The following is a 22,145-nucleotide window of genomic DNA, read 5'->3' as shown; positions in this document are numbered from 1 at the left end:
TAATAGGCTCTTAATGACATATACCGTATTATATTAAGAAACTATAACGTTCACCTTGACCAAAGTCATGACAAAAAGGTTACTTTATTATGATGAATACCCATTATGATCTTCCTCAATCTTTTTGGAGCAACGTTGAGATACTCATCGAACTTCTTTTAAAATACAACCTAACGCATAATATATCGGGGGCAAAAACAAAAGAAGCTGTTCTTAAAAATATTGACGATAGTATTTATCCATTACAATTTTTACATGTAAACGAGTTGAAGCGTGCGATTGATATTGGGACAGGGGCTGGTTTTCCAGGATTATTACTTGCCCTTGCGCTACCACAGGTGCATTTTACACTTTTTGAGCCTATCGCGAAAAAAAGTGCCTTTTTGCATTTAGCCAAAACAACGCTTGAACTCAAAAATGTCGATATATCTACCAACAGAGTTGAAAAGGTTGTTCCTTTTAACGTCGATCTCATCAGCTCTCGCGCTGTGACGAATACTAAAATGTTGATCAAGTTGTGTAAAAATTTTATTACTCCAGATACCACATTGCTTTTTTACAAAGGGGAATTGGTTGAAGAGGAAATCAAAGGGTTGCGAAATTGTCAGGTTTACCAACGTGACAAACGCCACTACTTAGTGATGAAGGATGTTGATGTTGCTTAAAATTGCTCTGTTTATTGCTGTTATTTTTTTAATCTATCTCTTTTTCTTTAAAAATAGCCGTAAAGAAGATATTCAAAAAAAATCTTCTAAAAAAGTTTTAGAAGGAGAAACGATGGTCGAGTGCCAAGCGTGTTCAACTTTTATTAGCCACAAAGAGGCAATCATTAAAGATGGCCTTTTCTACTGCTCAAAAGAGTGTGCGAGGTTACCCTAATGTTACTGATTGGACATGAACTTATCTCGAGTGCGCCTTTTTATCGTGTTGACTCGGTGGAACAGATTGCTAAAACACCCTCCAATGCAACCATACTGTTCAATTTTGATCCTACATTAATTGCGTATTGCTCTACACAAAAGCTCTCGTTTGCTTTACATGTAAAGCAGATTAAAGAGCTTGTTTTAGCCAATGCTTTAGGTGCTTCCTACTTTGTTGTCGATAAAACATTGGCACTTCATGCACAAAAAGTTGCAGATGACTACCTCTTTGAAGGCAAAGTGCTCCTGCTCAGTAACGATGACAATGATATTGAATTTGCGGCATCTCATACGATTGATGGAATTCTTTTCGAATCGGCTATTACGTCTTCATTGAGTTAATTAAATGCAAAAAAAACACTTTATCTTCTTAGCTTTTACGATTACAATACTCTACTGGATTCTTGATGCCTATGCCAATGCCTCATTGTACAACTCAGCATTGAGCGATGAACTGCTTCTTACGACGCCCCATAGCCTTGTTTCTGTTAAGCTTCTTACGGCAAGTCTTTTGTTCATTGTAAGCCTCACACCTCTTTTTTTTAAACCAAATACTTTTCAAAAAACCCCAAAAGAGGCTATCAATGAATTTGGTGAACTCCAACGTGTCGCTGATATTCTTTTTTCTTCACTTTCTACCAAAATAAATGTGATCAAATCGCTTGAAATTCTGCAAGAGATTTTACACCTTGAATCAAGCCTACTTTTTATTTACAACAAAGAGTCACTAACGCTTTACAACGAAAATGAGTTTATTAAAGCAACGTTTCGTTCAAAAGAGATTCTTCCATTTCGTACGAATGCTTCAAGAAGTGCCGTTGAAGAGGTTGCCATTAGATGCTTTATAGAAAAACGGGCTTTTTCACAGGACCCTGTGAAAGTTGATACGAAACCGTTTACACTCTTTAGTTTTATGCTTAAAGAAGATCGCAGTGAATTTCCTTTGGGTAATTTGATGCTCGCCTCTCATGATGCTCATTTTATTGAACATGCTATCCCAATGATTCAAAAATATGTGCGAATGCTCACCTTCGCACTCTCTTTAGCGGCCAAAAAAGAGCTCTTACAAAGTATCAATACCCAATATTCAAGTGATACAATCAGTCATTTTGACAAAGTATTAAATATTATTAATTTTACAAAAGTACAAGAATATATTGAACATGAGTTTAAACGTCACAAACGTTACCATACCGAATTAACACTGGTTTTAATCGATATTATAATGCTTAAAAATCTCACTAAAATTTTCCCTGCCGAGGTCATTACCGCATTCAAAAAAGATTTTATTCAACTGGTCAAAACAAATACCCGAGAAGTTGATATTTTGGGAAAATGGACAAACGATCAATTTGCGCTGTTGCTACCCGATGTTGATTTTCGAGCCGGTCAAAAAGTAGCCCAAAAACTTCAAGCCATTTTTGAAGAGACAAAGTTTGCACGTGTTGGGAAAATAAGTTGCAGTTATGGCATTACATCACTTGCACCTAAAGATACCATGGGTAGCTTTAAGGCAAGAGTGGAAGGGGCGCTCGTAGCGGCTTCTCTCAAAGAAGGAAATGCCATCGAAGTCAAACTTCAAATGACACCTGATCTTTAAATAATGACATGCTTTAATGCAGGATAGAGCTTTGTTATAATCTCATAGCTAATCGTATTGAACTGTTCTGCCAAAGGATTTGCATCATCAAACATGCAGACGTTTTGGGCGTCACCGCCTAAACAAAAACTATCCATAGACATGCGACCTTTTGTAAAACTTCCATCCGCCATTTTTACAGGCTTAAAACCATCGAAACGGAAAAAACCATCGCCATAGCCAATATCATATGTTGAAATAATTTCATCTTCATGTGCTTCATAAACACTACCATAGCCAACACGCTCACCTTTTTTAAGCACGCGGGTACTGAGTTTTTCAGCCCAAAGAGAGAGAACCGGTTTCAGATCATAAGTAGCAATGAAAGGATTGAGCGTTGTATAGCCATACATGGCAATACCTGGGCGCGCATAGTCATCATCGCCCAAAGAGTGCGTACGAAGTAGTCCTGCAGAGTTACAGCAATGAAAAGCAACATGAGGCAAACCATAGTGAGCTTCTAAGGCTTTAATACGTTTTTTACCTCGCTCAAAATTTGCTCTCTGCCAGAAAAATTCGCTACTGAGTTCATCTGCACCTCTAAAGTGGGTAAAGACACCTTTTAATTGCAATTTTTTGGCATGAATAAGCGCCAGTGCCTCTTCAATTTGCTCTTCTTTAATACCATTACGGTGCATGCCTGTATCAAGGCTTAAATGAATCGAAGTTCCCATAGGAAGAGCTTGAAGTGCTTCCAAAGAGTGTGCTGCAAGTGAAATAGAAGAAGAGAGTTTACGAGAGGTAGGATGATCAACTAATACCAAAACTTCTTCAAAAAGATCAGCAATAGACTCTGCCTCTTCAATATTTTTTACGGCAGCGCGAATAAGGCCATACTCAGAAGCCAGTTCAGCCATAAGTCGTAAATCATGCCCATAGGCGTTATCTTTTAAAACCGCCATGAGCTTTGCTTTGCCCCCAGCCTTAGCACACAAGATATCAAGATTATGAAAAAAGTGCGCTTTGTTAATTGTAATAAATGCCATTTTAGTTACGCTTTCACCTCAAAATTACGGATGACAAACCCACGGATTTTGCGGGCTTGATAATCCAGTTTATAAAAATGCTCATACACGGCTTGTGCATCCAAGGTTGGATGGTTGGAAAAATCAAAGGCAATTCCTTTACTGTCTTTAGGAACATTTGCATCGATATACGTCATAAAAGCATCCCTTGCCTCGATAAGTTTAGCAAGCTCTTTAGTAATATCTATTTCATTTTCATTCATGTTCTATCCTTATTTTTCAGCCAGAACCTGCATTTTATCACCAACAAGTTCTATGTAAAGCTCTTTATCACCTTTAGAGGCAAATGAAGGGCTTTTATAGGTTTGTAAAAATGAAATTTTATAAAGTTTTCGATCATCAATGGTTGGATAAGGTACAACACTCATATTTTCAAAAAGAATCATTTTGTTCTCTTTACGTGAAAAAATCTGTTTTTTCATATTTGAAAATTGTACCTTGCCTGATCCATCTGATTTTTTAAAATCATTGGAGTAAAAATTTAAATACGCATTAATATCATTGACTTTCCAAGCACGTTGCCATTTGTAGACTTCACTTAAAATCGTTGCGATTTGTTCACGTGTCATTTTAGGAACTTTAGATTCTCCAATAATAACAACGGCACTTTGTGCATTAATTTCAGTGTCAAGGTTTAAAATGGCGTTATTTTCCATTACCACACACCCTTTACTTAAATCATCTCTATCTTTACCATCGATTGGCATACCATGTATCCAAATACCATCGCCACTTTTATTTCTTAAGACATCAAAAAGATTTGGGTATGAAAGTGCAAATGCCAGTGGTCCGTAAAATTGATTGGTTGGTTTAAAGCGTTTCGTGATTTCATACACACCCACTGGTGTCTTAAGATCACCTCGTTTCACTTTATCGCCACTTTTACCCATAATAACATCATCATGGCCACGAACAAGTTTTAAACCGTCCTCTTCGATATGGAAAATCTCACAACGTTTTTTCTCTTTTTCACATACAATGAGCGATTCAACATCTTCATAATAGCCGTAACTTACATCCATATTTTTAAGGTGTCGTAACCAATAGTCACGAGAAACTGACTCTTTTTCAGTCGGTGTTTTAGGTTTGACAAAAAGTCTTTGTCCCAATTTAACCGTTGGTTCTTTAATAACCTCTTTATCTTTAACAAGCTCTTTCTTAGCCTCTTTTACCGGTACTTCTTTAACCTCTTTGGATTCAAACTCTTTTTTAAGAAAATCCTCAACAGCGTTAATGCCTTTCGTTTTGTAAATTTTATAAATATCTTCAGCCGTTGCCGCATATAAAGCAAGTGCAAAAAGAGATAAAAAGACCAGATAGCGCATACATCCCCTCTCAAATAGACTGTGACCACAAACGAGTATTAGCCTAATACAATTTTTGGAGGCTATTCTATAAAAAAATGACTTAAGAGCTCCTCTTTTGACAAATATAAATTGATTTTCTTTTTTTACGTAAGTTTTAAAAATCTTTGGCTATCATGAAATTATCTAACTTCAACAAAAGATGCGCCTATGTCATTAGAACTTATTTTAGCTTCTTCACTCGTCGCTCTACTGGTCATTCTTCTTCCCACACTTTTTTTACTCAGTCAAAAATTGGGTCCTCTCAACACAGGCAATAAAGCCAAAAATAGTCTGTATGAAAGCGGCATCAGTTCACCGATTGGTTCCAGTGAAAGTCGCTTTAGCGCCAAATTTTATTTAGTCGCTATTTTGTTTGTTCTCTTTGATGTCGAAATTATCTTTATGTTTCCGTGGGCCGTCAATGTTCGAGAACTCAGTCTTTTCGGACTTTTTGAGATGTTTACCTTTATAGGGCTTCTTCTGTTTGGACTTATTTACATTTATCGTATAAAGGCACTCTCATGGCAGTAGGCGCAGAAGCAATTTTTGGCGAAAGCCTCATTACCACCAAACTTGATAGTGCTATTTCTTGGGCGCGAGAATCCTCTATGTGGCCTTACATTTTTGGAACGGCGTGTTGTGCCATTGAATTTATGAGTGTTGCCAGTAGCAAATATGACATTTCACGTTTTGGGGCAGAAGTGGTACGGTTTTCCCCTCGTCAAGCTGACCTGCTTATTATTGCGGGAACAATTAGCTACAAACAAGCACCTATTCTAAAAAAGATTTACGACCAAATGAGCGAACCTAAATGGGTTATCAGTGCGGGAGCTTGTGCGTGCAGTGGAGGCTTTTATGACAACTATACCACTCTTCAAGGTATTGATAGCATCATTCCTGTGGATGTCTATGTCGCAGGCTGCCCTCCTCGACCAGAGGCGTTTTTAGATGCTCTCTTGGAAATTCAAAAAATACAAGCCTCACAAAGTCTTTTAGAAGATCGTGCCAAACGCGTCTTTAAAGGAGCACTGGATGCCTAAAACTTTTAAAGAAACGTTTGCGGACGCTTATACAATAGATAGACATGGCGCATTTGTCTTAGATAAAGAGCTTATTTTAAAAGCATTGCAAACGCTATTTGAGGAAGATAAATACACCTTTTTAGTTGATATGACCGCCATTGATTATTTACATGTAAAGAATCAATCGGAGCGTTTTGCCATTGTTTATATTTTGCGCGATCAAAATTTTAACAACCTCATTACCCTTAAAACGTATATCGATAGTTCGCTTGCCACGCAGAGTATTACCTCTTTATTTAAAAGTGCCAACTGGGCAGAGCGAGAGATTTGGGATCAATACGGCATTCATTTTAAAAACCATCCGAATCTCAAACGCATTTTAAATCACAAAGAATTTAAGGGACATCCATTACGTAAAGACTATCCTATTACACAAGGGCAACTCTGTCATCAAAGCGATGATCTTATGGATGAAATGACCCCTTGTTTGAAAACCAAAGGCTTCACTCCACAAGATGAGTTGATGTTTCTGAACCTAGGTCCTGCGCACCCTGCGAGTCATGGAACCATTCGTACCTTTGTGGCACTGGATGGCGAAAACATCACCTGTGCGGTGAGTGAGATCGGTTACTTGCATCGAGGCTTTGAGAAATCATGCGAAAACCATACCTACAACCAAATCATTCCCTATACCGATAGGCTCAATTACTGTTCCGCCATTTTGAACAACATCGCTTATGCACACGCGGTTGAGGGCATTTTAGGGGTAGATTTACCAGAGCGTGCTAAATTTATTCGCGTTATCATTGGAGAGCTTTCTCGCATCATCGACCATTTGGTCTGTTTGGCGGCTATCTTAGTCGATATGGGAGCACTTACCAATTACTGGTACCTCTATAATCCCCGTGAAAAAGTGTATGATCTTCTCTCAAAACTGACAGGAGCGCGCCTTACGAACTCTTATATGCGCATTGGAGGAATGAGTCATGACTTGTATGACGGTTTTGAAAATGACTTAAACGTCTGCCTTAAAGAGATCGAACAAGGTGTGGGTGAAACGCTAAAACTTATTGAACACAACCGTATTTTTCATGATCGCACACAAAATGTAGGCATTATCAGTAAAGAGGATGCCATCAATCGAGGACTTAGCGGGCCCAATCTTAGAGCCAGTGGTGTTGCTTACGATCTTCGTGTCACAGCTCCTTATTATCATTATGAGACGTTTGATTTTGACATCGCACTGGGTAGTGTTGGAGATGTGTATGACCGCATGATGGTACGTTTTGAAGAGATCAAACAGAGTACACGCATCATTCATCAAGCGATGCAAAGATTGCCAGAGGGTGCTATTTGCGTGCAAGACCATGCGATCTCTTTACCGCCTAAAAAAGAGGTTTACACCAACATTGAAGGCTTAATGAACCAGTTTAAGCTCATTTATGAAGGTGTTAAAGTACCTGCTTCCGAGTATTATCGAGCGATAGAAGGAGCAAACGGAGAGCTTGGCTTTTTTATTGTCAGTGATGGCAGTGGCACACCTTATAAAGTCAAAGTCAGACCTCCTTGTTTTTACGCGATGGCTGCGTATCCTCGCATTATCGAAGGATCTATGATTGCAGATGCCGTTTTAACCTTAGGAAGTCTTAATATCATTGCAGGGGAGTTAGATCGATGAATACGTTTTCATTCAATCACGCAAATGAGGAAAAATTCAGTGACCTCTTAGAGCGTTACCCCGATAAAAACTCCCTTATGCTTCCCTCTTTATGGATGGTTCAGTACCAAGAAGGGTGGATCAGTTTGGATGCCATGCAATATATTGCTAAAAAACTGGAATGTTCCGCGATGGATGTTTACTCCGTTGCCTCTTTTTACACGATGTTCAACCTCCAACCTATCGGAACATACCATTTGCAACTGTGCAAAACACTCTCTTGTATGCTTGCAGGCTCTAAAACATTGCAAGAACATTTGCAAGAACGTCTTGGTATACGAGCTGGTGAAACAAGTAAAGATGGCAAATTTACCCTCTCTTTAGTCGAGTGTCTAGGCTCATGTGGTACGAGCCCTTGCATGCGCCTCAATGATGATTACATTGAAAACCTCACGATTGAAAAGCTCGATGCGCTTTTGGAGGAACTCTCAAAATGATGGTGAAATTGGTCAGTAAAAATTTTGATATTCCTGAAGCATACACACTCTGCGTTGCTAGAGAAAATGGAAGATACGCCTCTTTAGAAAAACTTTTTAAAATGAGCCCCGATGAAGTCACGACAGAAGTCGAAAAAAGTGGACTCCGTGGCAAAGGCGGTGGTGGAGCGCATACCGGTGATAAATGGCGGCTGATTCCTAAAAACGGTGATAAACCTGTTTATTTGGTGATCAATGCCGATGAAGGAGAACCTGGTACATTTAAAGACCGTCAGATTTTAGAGTTTGACCCGCATCTTCTCATTGAGGGCATCATCTGCTCAAGCTATGCCATTGGCGCGCATCATGCGTATGTTTATATTCGTGGTGAATACGTCTTTTGGATGAATCGTCTGCAAGAAGCGATTAACGAAGCATATGAGGCAGGCATTTTGGGTGAGACCATTCTCGGGAACAATTATGCTTTACATGTAACGATTCACAAAGGGGCAGGTGCGTACATCTGTGGTGAAAAAACAGCCCTTTTAGAATCTCTTGAGGGCAAACGCGGACATCCTAGGCTTAAGCCCAAAGGTAAAGAGCCTGAGTGGTTTTTTGGCAATCCAACGGTCGTGAACAATGTTGAAACCATTGCGAGTGTACCATACATCATCAACGAGGGCTATGGTGCGTACCAAATGTATGGCACCAAAGAATCCCCCGGCACGATGCTCTTTGGCGTCAGTGGGCATGTAGAGCACCCGGGAGTTTATGAACTGCCGTATGGCACTTCAATGAAAGAGGTCATTTACGATCTGTGTGGTGGTATTAAAAATGGCAAGAAACTCAAAGCTATTATTCCTGGTGGCTCGTCGGTACAAATTTTAAAAGCTGATGAGATCGACGATATAACGCTTGATTACGAAAACCTTAAAGCCCACGGCTCAGCTTTAGGTACAGGCGGAATCATAGTGATGGATGAAGATGTCAGCATCCCTGAAGTGATGAAAAATCTTTTTGAGTTTTACCACCATGAATCTTGTGGTCAATGCACTCCTTGTCGTGAAGGTACAGGCTGGGTGGATCGTATTTTAGCCAAAATTTTGGCTGGCAAAGGAACTAAAGAAGACTTCGATACCATTCTTGATGCGTGCGATATGCTCAATGGTAAAACCATCTGTGTTTTTGCCCCATCGGTAGCTTTTATCGCGCAGAGTTATCTTAAAAAATTTCGTGAGGAGTTTGAGGCGCTGCTCCATTGAAACACCCCTTGATTTTGACAATATTAAGCTAATTATTGTTACGCTTGTATTCATGTAAATGGTTCATTCATTTGTAAAAGATGAATCTGAGCCTCTTGGAGAGGGGACATACAGATGTTTTTAAAACGCATAACAATGATTTTATATTGTTTCAGTTTCTTCTTCTTAGTCGCTGCTGAAAATACTCCTTATACCTTTGGGGTTCTTGCTCAACGGAATGCTCTGTTAACAGCACAATATTGGAACCCTATTTTGACCTACGTCTCATCTAAAAGTGGTGTACTCCTTGTTCTCAAAGTTGCACGCACAGCCCCTGAGTCAAATTTGGCAATCCAAAAAGGTACCTATGACTTTGTTTACTCCAATACCATCTTTAGCCCTAAAATGGCAGAGGCAAATTATCAAGTCATTTTACGCCCAAGAGACCAAGCAATCACAGGGCAAATTGTCACGTTAACCAACTCTTCTTTATCTGCACTTCAGGATCTTGAAGGCAAAGAAGTAGGATTCCCTTCCTTAACTGCTTTTGTCGGATATGCCGTTCCTACGGACTATTTAAGACATCAAGGGATTAATGTCATCCCCTTTTCGGAGGCAATCAAGAGGGCATTATGGCACAACTTAAAGTAGGAAAAGTAATGGTTGCGGCTGTTAACAGTCAAGTGATGAGTGCTTATGCCCGTCGTGAAAATATATCGTATCGCGTTTTATGGGAATCCCAAAAATTTCTCAATATCCCAATTTCAGCACATCCTCGCATACCTCAGGATGTCATTCAGGCGATTCAAAATGCTTTCGAGCAAATGAATAGCGACCCAGAAGGAATCAAAATTCTTGAAGCGTCTGCTAGGCTCATTACACAAGATTCACCTTTTGGCTTTACATATTCTTCTACTAATGAATACCAAAGTTACCGTGATTTTTATGCTCATTCCTTCATAAAGAAGAAGCCATGAAAAGAATTTTCATATCTATATGGGCTCATTTATCTTTTGCCCATCGTATCTTTATTGCAATCAGTTTTTCGCTTCTTTTTGCAGGTGGACTTATCTTAATTATGTTAACCAAGCAAGATGCAAAAGATGCTCTTCATGATTTAGAGATGCAAAAAGAACAAACGTTAAAAATGCTTCCTATTTTCTTATCTGAATCAATCGTTATTGGCGATTATGAAACTATCCAACAACAACTCAATGGTTACGTCACTTCTCCTTATGTGCAAAATATTGTATTTTATGATGCAAAGGGGAAATCACTTCAAAGCAGTGATGCTGATGAGCCAAAAGATACCCCACAATGGTTTGAAACTCTGTTTGGACTTTGTGATAGTTATGGACAAACCCACATTTCAATAGGCGGGATTGACTATGGTTCCATTGCGGTGAGACTCAGTATCCAAAGCTTTAGCAATCGCATATGGAATGATTTTAGAGTCCATTTTGGTGTTATGTTTGCCATTATTCTTTTGGATTTTTTAGGGCTTTGGCTAACACTCTACCGTAGTTTAGAACAATTAAGTGCTCTAGAGCAATCAACGATAGACCTTGGTAATGGCTATTTTGCACCTATCCAACTTCAAGGTGGGCTCAGGGAAACAGCAAAAGTTGTGAATGCTTTTAATCTCATGATCGAAAAAGTCAAAACAACACAAAAAGAGTTGCAAGACACATCAGATGAAATGAAACAAAGGAAACACTGGATTGAGACGATCATCAACTCTTTAGATGAAGGTGTTTATGCTGTTGATTTAGAGGGAATTATTTTACTAGTCAACGCTAAGGCATGCTCTATTCTTGGTTATACCGAAGAAGAGATGATAGGAAAACAAGCGCATAGGCTTTTCCATTCACACACTCTTAATGGAGCTATTATCCCTCTAGAAGAGTGCCCTATGTATAAAGCGCTTGTAACCAAAAGTGCCTGGAAAAATGATACGGAATATTTTACATGTAAAGATTCTCGAATGATTCCAGTGGAAATTTTTGGCAATAGCATTGTTTATGAGAATCAAGCACTCGGCATGGTTTTTGCCTTTAGAGATATTGGAGAGAGAAAAGCATTGGAAGAGAAGATGAAACTCTTATCAACTGCCTTAGAGGCGACAACCAATGCGGTGGTTATCACCAATAAAGATGCCATTATAGAATGGGTCAGTAAAGGTTTTTAGGAAATTACAGGTTATCATTTAGGGGAAGCGCTTGGTCACACGCCCCATGAACTTGTTGGCTCAGGAAAGCAAGAAAAAATATTTTATACCCATATGTGGGAAACGATTCTTTCCAATCAACCATGGCATGGAGAAGTAATCAATAAACGAAAAAATGGGCAACTGTACTATGAATCATTACAGATTACCCCTGTTAGCGATGATCATGGAAATATTACACATTTCATTGCGATTAAGGAAGACATTAGTGATCGTAAACGTGCCGAAGAAGAGATGGAACATCTTGCCTTTTATGACCCATTAACCGACCTTCCCAACAGAAGACTCCTTATGGATAGAATTGAACGGGCTATCGTTAGTGCTAAACGCTATCAAACCTTTGGTGCCATTTTCTTTTTAGATTTAGATTATTTCAAACGTATTAATGACGAATTAGGGCACGATGTGGGAGATTTACTGCTACAAGATATGGCAAGAAGGCTTCAAAACTCTTTACGACAAGGCGATAGTATCGCAAGGCTCGGTGGGGATGAGTTTGTTATCCTGCTCGAAGATCTTGGAGACACGAAAACGTTTGCAACTCAGTATATGAAAGCTTTGGCACAAAAAGTTCAAGATGCCTTTATCGATCCTTTTATCTATAATGAAAAAAGTTATTCACTGAGTATCTCTTTAGGTGGCATACTCTTTACAGGGACTCAAGATGCTAAGATTATTCTCAAAAATGCGGATAGTGCCTTATATGAAGCAAAACAAACCGGACGTCATAAAAGCTGTTTTTACAATGAGAACACATAATAAATCACTTGATAAACAACGACATATATGAAAGTCTCGCCGTATCGATTAAGAAGTCCACGCCTGGGAAATAAGCGATGAAGGTGTTACCGATACCGCCCCAAATAACGGCTATGGCAATCACTCCAATGGTAATAGGCGTAATGCCGCTAAGCGTTGGAATCTGAGCTCCCTCTTTTTCACATGCGGGGTAAAAGTACATGAGCGCAATGAGCTTAAAATAGTAGTAGATGGAAATGAATGTGGCGATGATACCGCACACAGCAAGAAAGGTATACCCAGCTTCAATCGCCCCGGTAAAGATGTAAAACTTACCCACAAAGCCAATGGTACTGGGAATTCCTGCTAAAGAGAGCATAAAAATACTGAGCATTGCCGCCATATAAGGATGCACATGCGCAAAGCCACGAAAATCCTCATACGTAACACGGACATGCTCATCAGCGGCAATGTACGAAATGAGTCCAAATGCACCCATCGCGGAGAGAAAATAGGCCACCAGATAGAAAATAATGGACGAAGAGGCGCTCTCCCCTGCGTAGCCGATGGAGACAAAGGCAATAAGCAGATAGCCTGTGTGAACAATACTCGAAGCGGCAAGCATTCGCTTCAAGCTCTCTTGAATGATCGCTAAAAATGTTCCGTAAAGCAACGTCGCTAAAATAACCACGACAAAGAGTGTATCCCACATGTCACGAATCGGGTCAAGGTCAATGAGCATTAAGCGAAGTACAAAGCCAAAAATAGCCACTTTAAACGTTGCCGCCATAAACGCTGTAACAGGTAGTGGTGAGCCATCATAGACATCAATCGTCCAGTTTTGAAAGGGAAATGCGGAAATTTTAAACAAAAATGTCACGAGAATAAATGTGCCACCAATGACAATAAGGGAAACATCTTTACCCATAAGGATATCCAAGGCTTTCCCAAGATCACCTAAAATGGTTGTACCAAGCCCTGCGTAAATCAGCACAGAACCTAAGAGGAAAAATGCGCCAGAGATAGAGCCAAGCACTAAGTATTGGTAACTGGCTTCCACACGTTTGTCATGTATTTTTTGAAAACCTATCATGACATAAAGAGAAAGTGACGCAATCTCAAGGGCGATAAACGCCGTTATAAGCTCATTGGCGTGTACCAATAGCATCATGCCAAAAACAGAAAAAAGAAAAAGGGAAAAGAACTCTTTTTTAAAATGACGCTTCGCTTGGAAATAGTGTGTTCCAATCAAAGCAGTCACCAGAGCACCACTGAGGATGAGTGCATCAAAATAGACCGAATAGCTATCGACAATCAGCATTTTAGAAAAAATATTTTGCAAGGGGAAAGCGGTAAAAAGATCTCCAAAATAGTATAAATCCGCACTTAATGCCATAAGCAAAACAAGAAAAGTAAAGAGTGAAAAGCGCTCCATTGAAAAACGCTCAAGCGGAGAGAGAAGCATCAATACGATGGCTCCACTTGCAATGATTATCAGGGGCAAAAGATAACTTAGTTCTATCCAGTGCATCACTTCACTCCTACATGTAAAATATCGATGAGATAGTGTTGCAACGTTGGCTCAATTTTATATAAAAAGAGATCGGGGTAAACACCCATCGCAAGAATGAGTACCGCTAAAGGTGCTAGTCCTAGAATCTCATGAAATCTTAAATCTTTCATATTGGAGACATCATTGTCACTTTTAACCAAAACGGCTTTTTGAAACACCCAAAACATATAACTTGCTGCAACTAAAACGGTCAGAGCCGATAGCATACCTAAATAAGGATTGTAATGAAAAATACCCAGCACGATCAAAAGCTCGGCGACAAAGCCGTTTGTTCCTGGAATTCCCACTGTACAAAAGAGCATAATCGCAAAAAAGAGTGTAAACCAAGGGGCTTTGGTCGCAATGCCACCCAACCCATTTAAGGAGCGAATGCCCAGATGTCGCTCCATTACACCGACAAGCAAGAAAAGTCCACCGGTTGCAATGGCGTGTGCTACGATCAAAAAGGCACTTCCCATCATACCTTGAATATTGAGCGCAAACACTCCCGCGGTAATAAACCCTAAGTGCGAAGCTGATGAATAAGCGAACATCTTTTTGATGTTGAGTTGACTGATTGCGGCAATACCAAAATAGACCAACCCAAAAAGTCCAAGGGCTACAAAATAGATAGAAAATTCAACAAATAAATCAGGGAAAAGTGGCATCATAAAGCGTACCAGCGCATACACGCCTAGTTTTGCCATGATGGAAGAGAGCAAAAAAACACCACCGGTTGGCGAATTTGAATAGGTTTGTAATAACCATGAATGAAAAGGAAAAAGCGGAATTTTAATCGCAAAAGCAAGCATAAAGCCAAAAAAGAGAAGTATTTTTTGCTCACGTGCGAGGGTGCTGATATTGACTAAATCAGAGAGCGCGAAACTCCATACTCCAAATTCATAGTAATGCGCCACACCCAAATAAAGAATGCTCACAAACATAAAAAGTGAACCCATAATGGTGTAAATAGTAATTTTCAGCGTTGAAAAGACGCGATTGCCCGAGCCAAACAGTCCGATAATCATAAACACTGGCAATAACATCGCTTCCCAAAAAAAGTAGAATAAAAATAGATCGAGCGAGAAGAGTGTTCCACTCACACCCGCTTGGATGAAAAGCATATTGATCCAGTAACTTTTGGAGCGAGAATTATTCCACAAAAGAAGATACGCACTGGGAATCAGTGTTGCAATCAGCATCAAAATAATCAGTGAAAAACCATCTATACCTACACTGTAAGTAATACCATAACTTTTAATCCAGACATAACTCTCTTGAAACTGAAGTGCTCCGGTCAGGTCAAAATGAGTATACACATAGAGAGCCAATGCAAAAATGCAGAGCGATACACCAAAAGCAACATTGCGTGTAGCGCGAGAATGCAAAGGCACTACCATCAATATCAAAGCGGTTAGCATTGGTAAAAAAATAATAATTGAAAGAATTCCTATGCTCATCATCTACCCTAATGTAAAGATCAAATAGCACGATGCCGCACTAATGCCAAGCATCATGATCAGTGCGTAAAAACGCACATTCGCATTTTGAACAACACCAACTACATTTCCCAATTTAATAAATCCATGACTGAGTCCCATAATGAAACGATCAACCAGATTCACATCCAAATTAACAGCAATAAAATCACTCAGTTTTTGAAGAGAGCGTACAAAAAGCAGATTGTAAAGTTCATCCACATAAAACTTATTGTACACAATACCTTGTGTCGCCTCTTTGTGTTTCGAAAGATCATAAAAACGGAACTTCTTATAGGCGATACCTATACCCAAAAGGGAAACAGCAATGTTGAGTCCTAGCAACATCCACTCCGTTTCATGCTTTACATGTAAAGCTCTACTGCCCCATTCGCCCAACCACGTCCCTAGAAGATGGCTTCCACCTAAGAGAGAAGGTAAGCCCATAAAACCAGCGAAAAGTGAGCCAAAAGCTAATACAACCAAAGGGGCTTTCATCACCCAAGAGATATCATGGGGATGGTTTACATGTAAAGCATTTTTACCCTCAAAAACAACAAAAAAGAGTCGGAACATGTAGTAAGCAGTCAAAACGGCACTGCACACCGCAATGCCCCAAATAAGATACTCACCACTCGCAAAAGCTGTCAATAAAATCTCATCTTTACTAAAAAATCCAGCAAAAGGCGGAATACCACTGATTGCTAGTGTTGCCATCAACATCGTGATATAAACCACTGGTGTGACTCGCTTCATCCCACCCATTTTAAAGATATTCTGTTCATGATGCAACGCAATGATGACAGCGCCCGCCCCATAAAAAGAAGTGCTTTGAAAAAAGCGTGGGTAAAAACATGAAAGAGTGCACTGCTATACGCACCCAGACCAACGGCGATAAACATATAGCCTAGTTGAGACATCGTTGAATACGCCAAAATCTTTTTAATATCGCTCTGTTTGGTGGCAATCACCGCAGCAAAAAGCGCACTAAAAGCACCAATATACGCGATGAAAAGTCCGACATGAGGGATTAATTCATACAAGAAAGAGAAGCGTGCCACCATGTAAACACCTGCTGTCACCATCGTTGCGGCATGGATCAGCGCTGAAACAGGGGTTGGCCCTGCCATCGCGTCAGGCAACCAGACGTAGAGTGGAATTTGTGCGGACTTGCCCATTGCACCGATAAAAAGGGCAATACCTACGACTTGAAGCAACCACACCGGCATGGATGCTACTTTGTCCGCAATACTCGCGTAATCAAATCCTGCCTCACCACAGTAAAAAAAGAGAATCGCCAAACCGATTAAAAAGCCAAGATCCCCTACTCGGTTGACGATAAAGGCTTTATTGCCCGCAACGACATTGGCGTTATCCAAAAAGTAAAAACTAATCAGCAAATACGAACAAAGCCCTACCCCTTCCCAGCCAATGAACATAATCAAAGGACCATCGGCAAGGACGAGCAGAAGCATCGAGCTTAGAAAAAGATTGAAATAGAAGAAAAATTTACCATAGCCCTCATCTTCACGCATATACGACGTAGCATAAAGATGAATTAACCACCCTACAAACGTAATAAAAAGTACCATAAAGAGGGAAAGTTTATCGCCTAAAAATCCCATATAGATATTATGTCCACCCACGCCTAGCCACAAATAGGGCTGAAAATGAAGTGGAATATTATCTTGAGCAACAAAGAGAAAAGAAACGACACCCAAAATAAAACTTATACCTGGTGCTAACAGAGCAGGAATCGTAAACCAAAGATTCGCAAGTCTCTTTTGCGTGATGGAATAGAGGTATAAAAACCCGATCAGCACCGAAGAGAGCAAAGGGACAAGAACGATTAGTGCAAGCAAAAGACTCATGCAACCTCCTTTTGCGACAAGGTTCTAAACAGATCGGAATCCAGAGATTTTTTACGACGATACAACACGACAATCAGCGATAAAAAGACTCCCGCTTCAGCGGCGGCAATAGCGATCACCATCATGGCCATCACTTGCCCACCCATATCATGATGATAATGACTCAAAGCAACAAACATCAGGTTAACCGCATTGAGCATCAACTCAATGGACATATAAATGACAAAAATGTTTTTGCGGCTAATCACCCCTAAAAGACCGATGGAAAAAAGGATCATGGCAACAAAGATATATGCAAACAGCGTATGAGCGATCATGCTTCGTCCTTTCGACCCAAAACAACCGCACCAATAAGAGCGACGAGGAGCAAAATAGAGATCAGTTCAAACGGCAAGAGCCAGTGCGTGAAAAGCTCCATGCCAAGGGGTTTTATCTTGCCAAAATCACTTGCAACAGGGTTTACATGTAAAGGCATTTTATAAAAGGCTCGCAAAATCAAAAAATTCAACGGCAAAAGTGCAAGTGAACCTAGAAAAAGTGTCATAGCTTTATTGGGCTCTTTTGGTAAATTGGCTTCTTTGACATTGAGGAACATAATGATAAAAATAAAAAGTGTGAGAATCGCTCCTGCATAGATGATAATTTGTACCATAAAAAGGAATGATGCACTCAGAAGTGCAAAGAGTCCTGCTAACGCCATAATCGTTAAGATAAGACTGAGCGCACTGTGAACGGGTTGATGAAAACTCACCATGCCCACAGCACCTAAAATGGCAAAGGAACTTAGGAGTAAAAAGAGAATATCCATCATTGCTTTTTCTCCTCATTGGCTAAAAGTTGCTCTTTAGTGAGCACAAACTCTTCGCGTTTTTGTCCAATAAAACTAAAGATACCACTGTCCATACGAATCGCATCACACGGGCACGCTTCCACACATGCGCCGCAAAAGACACACTCTAAGAGGTCAATGTCAAAACGTTTGGGCATCTTCTCATCAACCCCATCCATCCGCTCTTCTGCTTCGATAAAAATACACTCTGCAGGACAGGCGGTTGCACACATAAAACACGCCACACAACGCACACTGCCATCGTCTCGTTTTGTCAGGCGATGCACCCCACGATAGCGCTCGCTAATGTCATGCGGCAGCTCTTCAGGATAATTGATCGTTTTAATCTCTGGATGGTCACTTAAATTGGTGATAAAATGCGAAAGGGTTGTTTTCATACCACCAAAAATAGCGGGGATATACAGTTTTTCTTTCAATGTATTGCCGTGGCGTGTAACGATTTTGATGCCCATCTTACAGCCCCTTGATCACAACAATAGTTGCTGTTACAATGATATTAAAAATTGCCAAAGGCATCAGCACTTTCCATCCGAGTGTTTGCAACTGATCGTAGCGAAAACGAGGAAGTGTCCAACGTACCCACACAAAGACAAAATTCATCAAAAGAAGTTTAAAAGCAAATGTGGCAATTTGGATTACCGCCGTTGCAACATTGGTCGAGGTTTGAGTTAGTCCTACGAAAAGCAATGCTCCAAGTCCTGCAATGAAGAGCACATTCACCCCTATCAGACCTTTTCGCAAAAAAGCACTCTCTCTGTTTCGCACATCCCCCGCTTTATGCCAACGGTTGTGTTTCTTAATCCAACGCATCACATAAAAACTTGCCAAAGGAAGCGCAATGATGACGAACATTAAAATCCAAGGCATAAACGCTTGAAGTGTTTGCGTATTGAGATATGGCAGATGATACCCACCCAAGAAAAGTGTCACGATCAACGCACTAGATGCACTCATCGCGACATATTCACCTACAAAAAAGAGTCCAAATCGCATCGCACTGTATTCGGTATGGTACCCTCCGACAATTTCACTCTCACCTTCTGCAAGGTCAAATGGTGTTCGATTGGCTTCCGCAAACGCAGTGACAATAAAAATAAGTGCCGCAAGAGGCTGAACAATAATACCCCATGCTGGAATAAATCCAAAAAGAAGCTCCCCTTGATACGCAACGATCTGCCCTAAATGGACGGAGCCATAGGTAATGAGCAGTGAAACCACTGAAAGTCCCATCGCGGCTTCATAGCTGATGACCTGTGCGCCTGCACGCATCGCTCCCAAAAGAGAGTATTTATTGCGACTAGACCAGCCGCCTAACATAATGCCATAAACACTCAGCCCCGCAAACGCTAAAAACCACAATATGCCCAAGTCCATCGGCAAGCCTTGCATGATGAAACGCTCACCGTTAATAACGAGGTCATCTGCAAATGGCATTACCATAAAACTTAAAAAGGCAGACGCAAAAACGATCACAGGCGCGAGTGAGAAGAAAAAATGCTCTTTAATGGCTTTTGCTTGAAAATCTTCTTTAAACACCAGTTTGAGCATGTCGGCAAACGACTGGATAAGACCACCTAAACGAATGCCGTTGATATGACAGCGGTTAGGTCCCAATCTATCTTGAATCAACCCAGCAACGCGACGCTCAATCCATACTAAAATAGGAGCAGCACCCAAAGAGAAAAGCAGTGCTAAGATAATATTGATGATGACGATAGAGATGCTAAGATGACTCATAACGTTATCTTTGGCGTATGTTTTAACGAGTCAAACGTGAGGTCACGAAGCACCTCGTAAAAGAATAACTCTGCTTCCCAAACCTCTTTACATGTAAAGAGTGTATCCCCCAGAATAGGCGCTAAAATAGCAAGAAGGGATTTATGCCCATGCTCATTTTTAATAGCTGAGGCGCTATACTGAACATAGCCATCCACATTGATGAAACTGCCCGCTCTTTTGGTATGCGAAGCAATCGGTAAAACAAGCTCAACCTCTTTACATGTAAACTCACACGCCGAGCATAAAACCACAACACTCTTGGTATATTCCATGGATTTGAGGAGTTTTGCATCACTACGTCCTACCATCACAACAAGTTCGGCGCACAAAAGGGCGTTTTGTAATGCCTCCTTGGAATCATCAATTCCAAGAAGAGGTAATGCTCTGGCATTTGCGGAGCGGTCATTGCATTTTAAGAAATCATCGCCAAAACTGGTATCAAAACGAGCCTCTTCGTAGGCACACAGCGTACCATCATAGAGCTTGGAAAGCTTTTGTACTCTGACCATCTCTTCTAAAGAAAGATTGGAAGAGATCACAAAAACCATCTTACCAAGATAGCGTTTGAGCAAGCGCAACAGTTTTCCTTCTGCGTACTCATATTCACTCACCATACCACGAATCAGAGGACTAAAGTCAGCGTTTTCATTTTCGTTGGTATAACTCAATCTTCCTGCATCACAGATAAAATAACCATTGATTTTTTCATTGAAGCGCGGGCGATAGCGGTAGACCATCTCGTCTTTGTACTTCTCTTTGTGATGATCGACAAAAATAGAACAGCCTCTGGCACAGTGGTTGCAGATCGCCTCTTCGCTGTGTAAAAACCAAACCCGTTTATGGAAACGAAAGTCTTGGCTGGTGAGTGCGCCCACAGGGCAGAGATCGACCACATTCATTGCATATGGATTGGAAAGTTTAGAGCCTGGGAAGGTTGTGATAACAGAGTGATCAGCACGCGAAAGGACACCTAATTCATTGGTTTTCGTAATATTTTTAGTGAAACGAACGCAACGGGTACAAAGCACACAGCGCTCTTGATCGAGCACAACATTAGCACCTAAATCAACATGCTTTTCACCCCTCGTTTTTGGGGTACTTAAACGGCTCTCATAAAGCCCTACATCCATATAGTAGTTTTGTAAGGAACATTCACCCGCTTGGTCGCAGATGGGGCAGTCAATGGGATGGTTGATAAGCTCAAGCTCTAAAATGGAGCGTTTAACGCGGTCAATAGAAGCACCTTTTGTACGAACAATCATGCCATCTTTAATGGGAGTATCACAGGCGATTTGAGGGCGTTTTTGTCCTTCGATTTCGACCATACACATACGGCAATTACCATCTTTCCCAAGAGCGGGGTGGTAACAAAAATGGGGAATATTAATCTTGTTTGCGAGCAGTTCTTCAATCAACAAAGTACCCTCTTTAACCTCTAATACCGTTCCATCTACCGTAATATGCGCCATAAAATTGCTATCCTCATTTGGACGTTATGCTTCAATTCTAGCGAGCATATACTTTAAAATAGCTGTCGCAGCGAGTTTACTAACGTTCTTGCGGAACTTATTTCAGAACAACAGCGTGAAAAGAAAAAAAGCCCTTAATTTTCTCTCACGCTGACACAAAATTTCTCGCATACATAAAAGAGATTTACTCAAAATTTACTCAAGAGATGCTAAACTTTTTCCACTCTTTTTGAAGGATAAACACATGCCATCTCCTCGTTTTTTGAAATTCCTTGCTGTAGAAATTTTAGCTGTTGTACTCATTGCAGCTTATGTTCTGATTGATGCCAAAGATGTCTACCAATGGTGGGTGGGAGAAACGAATTTTGTCAGTACCGATCCAGCATGCGATCTACATCAGAGTGCCTGTGAAGTAACGCTGAGTGACGGATCACTCCTTCGTTTAGACATAGAACCTAAAAGTATCCCTTTAATGAAGCCATTGCACTTTAAAGTTACCACACCCAGTGACCTTCCGACGATTGAAATAAAGCTTTTTGCAACCAATATGAATATGGGATTACATACCATTAAGCTCACCAAAACGACTACGGGTATCTTTGAGGGAGAAGGAATGCTTCCAACATGTATTATGGGAAATATGATCTGGCAAGCCAATGTGATTCTCAATCAAAACAGGCACAGTTTGGGAGCCGTTTTTTCATTTAAAACCGACAAATAAAATACCAAAATTACATTTGTTACTAAAGGTAATCTTTTGAAAAGTGAATAGATATTCATCATTTAGGTGGTGATGAGTTATCTCTTTTTTGGTTATACTAGTTTTTTTAATTTTAATTGGATTTAGAGGAGTTA

At 40.4% G+C, this 22,145-nt stretch carries 22 protein-coding genes and 2 pseudogenes; 13 read left to right on the top strand and 11 right to left on the bottom strand.

The window, feature by feature from the left end:
* Window positions 1-89 precede the first annotated feature (89 nt).
* The 4 genes from rsmG to SJPD1_RS02390 are packed head-to-tail and all read left to right on the top strand — an operon-like array spanning window position 90 to window position 2,520.
* Complete coding sequence (rsmG, locus tag SJPD1_RS02405) at window positions 90-665, top strand: 16S rRNA (guanine(527)-N(7))-methyltransferase RsmG (protein ID WP_226372230.1); 576 nt, start codon at window positions 90-92, stop codon at window positions 663-665.
* Window positions 655-879, top strand: coding sequence for a PP0621 family protein (locus SJPD1_RS02400; RefSeq protein WP_087437725.1), 225 nt, complete (start codon window positions 655-657; stop codon window positions 877-879). Before rsmG ends, SJPD1_RS02400 begins: the two co-directional genes overlap by 11 nt.
* Window positions 879-1,262, top strand: coding sequence for a hypothetical protein (locus SJPD1_RS02395; protein ID WP_096045806.1), 384 nt, complete (start codon window positions 879-881; stop codon window positions 1,260-1,262). The genes SJPD1_RS02400 and SJPD1_RS02395 overlap by 1 nt, the downstream gene beginning before the upstream one ends.
* A 4-nt stretch (window positions 1,263-1,266) precedes the next feature.
* Window positions 1,267-2,520, top strand: a complete 1,254-nt coding sequence (locus tag SJPD1_RS02390; RefSeq protein ID WP_096045805.1) for a GGDEF domain-containing protein — start codon at window positions 1,267-1,269, stop codon at window positions 2,518-2,520.
* On the opposite strand, the gene SJPD1_RS02385 is transcribed toward SJPD1_RS02390, so the two are convergent.
* Genes SJPD1_RS02385 through SJPD1_RS02375 form a run of 3 tightly spaced genes read right to left on the bottom strand, consistent with a single transcriptional unit; the run spans window position 2,517 to window position 4,909 of the window.
* Window positions 2,517-3,545, bottom strand: coding sequence for an alanine racemase (locus SJPD1_RS02385; RefSeq protein WP_096045804.1), 1,029 nt, complete (start codon window positions 3,543-3,545; stop codon window positions 2,517-2,519). The two genes, SJPD1_RS02390 and SJPD1_RS02385, sit on opposite strands and share 4 nt — an antisense overlap.
* A gap of 5 nt (window positions 3,546-3,550) precedes the next feature.
* Window positions 3,551-3,787, bottom strand: coding sequence for a hypothetical protein (locus tag SJPD1_RS02380; RefSeq protein ID WP_096045803.1), 237 nt, complete (start codon window positions 3,785-3,787; stop codon window positions 3,551-3,553).
* Between the two features lie 9 nt (window positions 3,788-3,796).
* Window positions 3,797-4,909, bottom strand: a complete 1,113-nt coding sequence (locus SJPD1_RS02375) for a L,D-transpeptidase family protein (protein WP_096045802.1) — start codon at window positions 4,907-4,909, stop codon at window positions 3,797-3,799.
* Window positions 4,910-5,098: 189 nt separating this feature from the next.
* On the opposite strand from SJPD1_RS02375, the gene SJPD1_RS02370 reads away from it, so the two are divergent.
* The 8 genes and pseudogenes from SJPD1_RS02370 to SJPD1_RS02330 all read left to right on the top strand — a co-directional run bounded on the left by SJPD1_RS02370 (window position 5,099) and on the right by SJPD1_RS02330 (window position 12,312).
* Window positions 5,099-5,461, top strand: coding sequence for an NADH-quinone oxidoreductase subunit A (locus SJPD1_RS02370; protein WP_096045801.1), 363 nt, complete (start codon window positions 5,099-5,101; stop codon window positions 5,459-5,461).
* Window positions 5,452-5,970 (top strand): NADH-quinone oxidoreductase subunit B, encoded by a 519-nt coding sequence (locus tag SJPD1_RS02365; RefSeq protein ID WP_096045800.1) that lies wholly within the window; start codon window positions 5,452-5,454, stop codon window positions 5,968-5,970. Before SJPD1_RS02370 ends, SJPD1_RS02365 begins: the two co-directional genes overlap by 10 nt.
* Window positions 5,963-7,630: an NADH dehydrogenase (quinone) subunit D gene (gene nuoD, locus SJPD1_RS02360; RefSeq protein WP_096045799.1), complete on the top strand. Its 1,668-nt coding sequence runs from the start codon at window positions 5,963-5,965 to the stop codon at window positions 7,628-7,630. Before SJPD1_RS02365 ends, nuoD begins: the two co-directional genes overlap by 8 nt.
* Window positions 7,627-8,106 (top strand): NADH-quinone oxidoreductase subunit NuoE family protein, encoded by a 480-nt coding sequence (locus tag SJPD1_RS02355; protein ID WP_096045798.1) that lies wholly within the window; start codon window positions 7,627-7,629, stop codon window positions 8,104-8,106. Before nuoD ends, SJPD1_RS02355 begins: the two co-directional genes overlap by 4 nt.
* A complete protein-coding gene (nuoF, locus tag SJPD1_RS02350; RefSeq protein WP_096045797.1) occupies window positions 8,103-9,347 on the top strand; it encodes an NADH-quinone oxidoreductase subunit NuoF in 1,245 nt (414 codons plus the stop codon). Before SJPD1_RS02355 ends, nuoF begins: the two co-directional genes overlap by 4 nt.
* 114 nt (window positions 9,348-9,461) lie before the next feature.
* Window positions 9,462-10,303: pseudogene (locus SJPD1_RS14630) on the top strand (phosphate/phosphite/phosphonate ABC transporter substrate-binding protein).
* Entirely contained in the window at window positions 10,300-11,514 is a 1,215-nt protein-coding gene (locus SJPD1_RS02335; protein WP_096045794.1) for a PAS domain S-box protein, read from the top strand. Before SJPD1_RS14630 ends, SJPD1_RS02335 begins: the two are co-directional and overlap by 4 nt.
* Before the next feature lie 3 nt (window positions 11,515-11,517).
* Window positions 11,518-12,312: a GGDEF domain-containing protein gene (locus SJPD1_RS02330; protein ID WP_226372278.1), complete on the top strand. Its 795-nt coding sequence runs from the start codon at window positions 11,518-11,520 to the stop codon at window positions 12,310-12,312.
* A gap of 4 nt (window positions 12,313-12,316) precedes the next feature.
* On the opposite strand, the gene SJPD1_RS02325 is transcribed toward SJPD1_RS02330, so the two are convergent.
* From SJPD1_RS02325 to SJPD1_RS02290, 8 genes and pseudogenes are all read right to left on the bottom strand, one after another.
* Window positions 12,317-13,822, bottom strand: a complete 1,506-nt coding sequence (locus SJPD1_RS02325; RefSeq protein WP_096045792.1) for an NADH-quinone oxidoreductase subunit N — start codon at window positions 13,820-13,822, stop codon at window positions 12,317-12,319.
* Window positions 13,822-15,303, bottom strand: coding sequence for a complex I subunit 4 family protein (locus SJPD1_RS02320; protein WP_096045791.1), 1,482 nt, complete (start codon window positions 15,301-15,303; stop codon window positions 13,822-13,824). The genes SJPD1_RS02325 and SJPD1_RS02320 overlap by 1 nt, the downstream gene beginning before the upstream one ends.
* Before the next feature lie 3 nt (window positions 15,304-15,306).
* Window positions 15,307-17,192: pseudogene (nuoL, locus tag SJPD1_RS02315) on the bottom strand (NADH-quinone oxidoreductase subunit L).
* Window positions 17,189-17,509 carry an NADH-quinone oxidoreductase subunit NuoK gene (nuoK, locus tag SJPD1_RS02310; RefSeq protein ID WP_096045790.1) on the bottom strand — a complete coding sequence of 107 codons (321 nt, stop codon included), beginning with the start codon at window positions 17,507-17,509 and terminating at the stop codon, window positions 17,189-17,191. Before nuoK ends, nuoL begins: the two are co-directional and overlap by 4 nt.
* Complete coding sequence (locus SJPD1_RS02305; protein WP_096045789.1) at window positions 17,506-18,003, bottom strand: NADH-quinone oxidoreductase subunit J; 498 nt, start codon at window positions 18,001-18,003, stop codon at window positions 17,506-17,508. Before SJPD1_RS02305 ends, nuoK begins: the two co-directional genes overlap by 4 nt.
* A complete protein-coding gene (locus SJPD1_RS02300) occupies window positions 18,000-18,494 on the bottom strand; it encodes a NuoI/complex I 23 kDa subunit family protein (protein ID WP_096045788.1) in 495 nt (164 codons plus the stop codon). Before SJPD1_RS02300 ends, SJPD1_RS02305 begins: the two co-directional genes overlap by 4 nt.
* A gap of 1 nt (window position 18,495) precedes the next feature.
* Window positions 18,496-19,779 carry a complex I subunit 1/NuoH family protein gene (locus SJPD1_RS02295; protein ID WP_096045787.1) on the bottom strand — a complete coding sequence of 428 codons (1,284 nt, stop codon included), beginning with the start codon at window positions 19,777-19,779 and terminating at the stop codon, window positions 18,496-18,498.
* Window positions 19,776-21,290: an NADH-quinone oxidoreductase subunit G gene (locus SJPD1_RS02290; RefSeq protein ID WP_096045786.1), complete on the bottom strand. Its 1,515-nt coding sequence runs from the start codon at window positions 21,288-21,290 to the stop codon at window positions 19,776-19,778. Before SJPD1_RS02290 ends, SJPD1_RS02295 begins: the two co-directional genes overlap by 4 nt.
* A gap of 244 nt (window positions 21,291-21,534) precedes the next feature.
* Here SJPD1_RS02290 and SJPD1_RS02285 point away from each other — a divergent pair, with 244 nt between their 5' ends.
* A complete protein-coding gene (locus tag SJPD1_RS02285; RefSeq protein ID WP_096045785.1) occupies window positions 21,535-22,011 on the top strand; it encodes a hypothetical protein in 477 nt (158 codons plus the stop codon).
* The last annotated feature ends 134 nt before the right edge of the window (window positions 22,012-22,145 follow it).

This window comes from Sulfurospirillum diekertiae (genome assembly GCF_002309535.1).
Classification (GTDB): domain Bacteria; phylum Campylobacterota; class Campylobacteria; order Campylobacterales; family Sulfurospirillaceae; genus Sulfurospirillum; species Sulfurospirillum diekertiae.
Note: the sequence above shows the minus strand (reverse complement) of the source record. Positions and strands in the feature narration are given on the sequence as shown.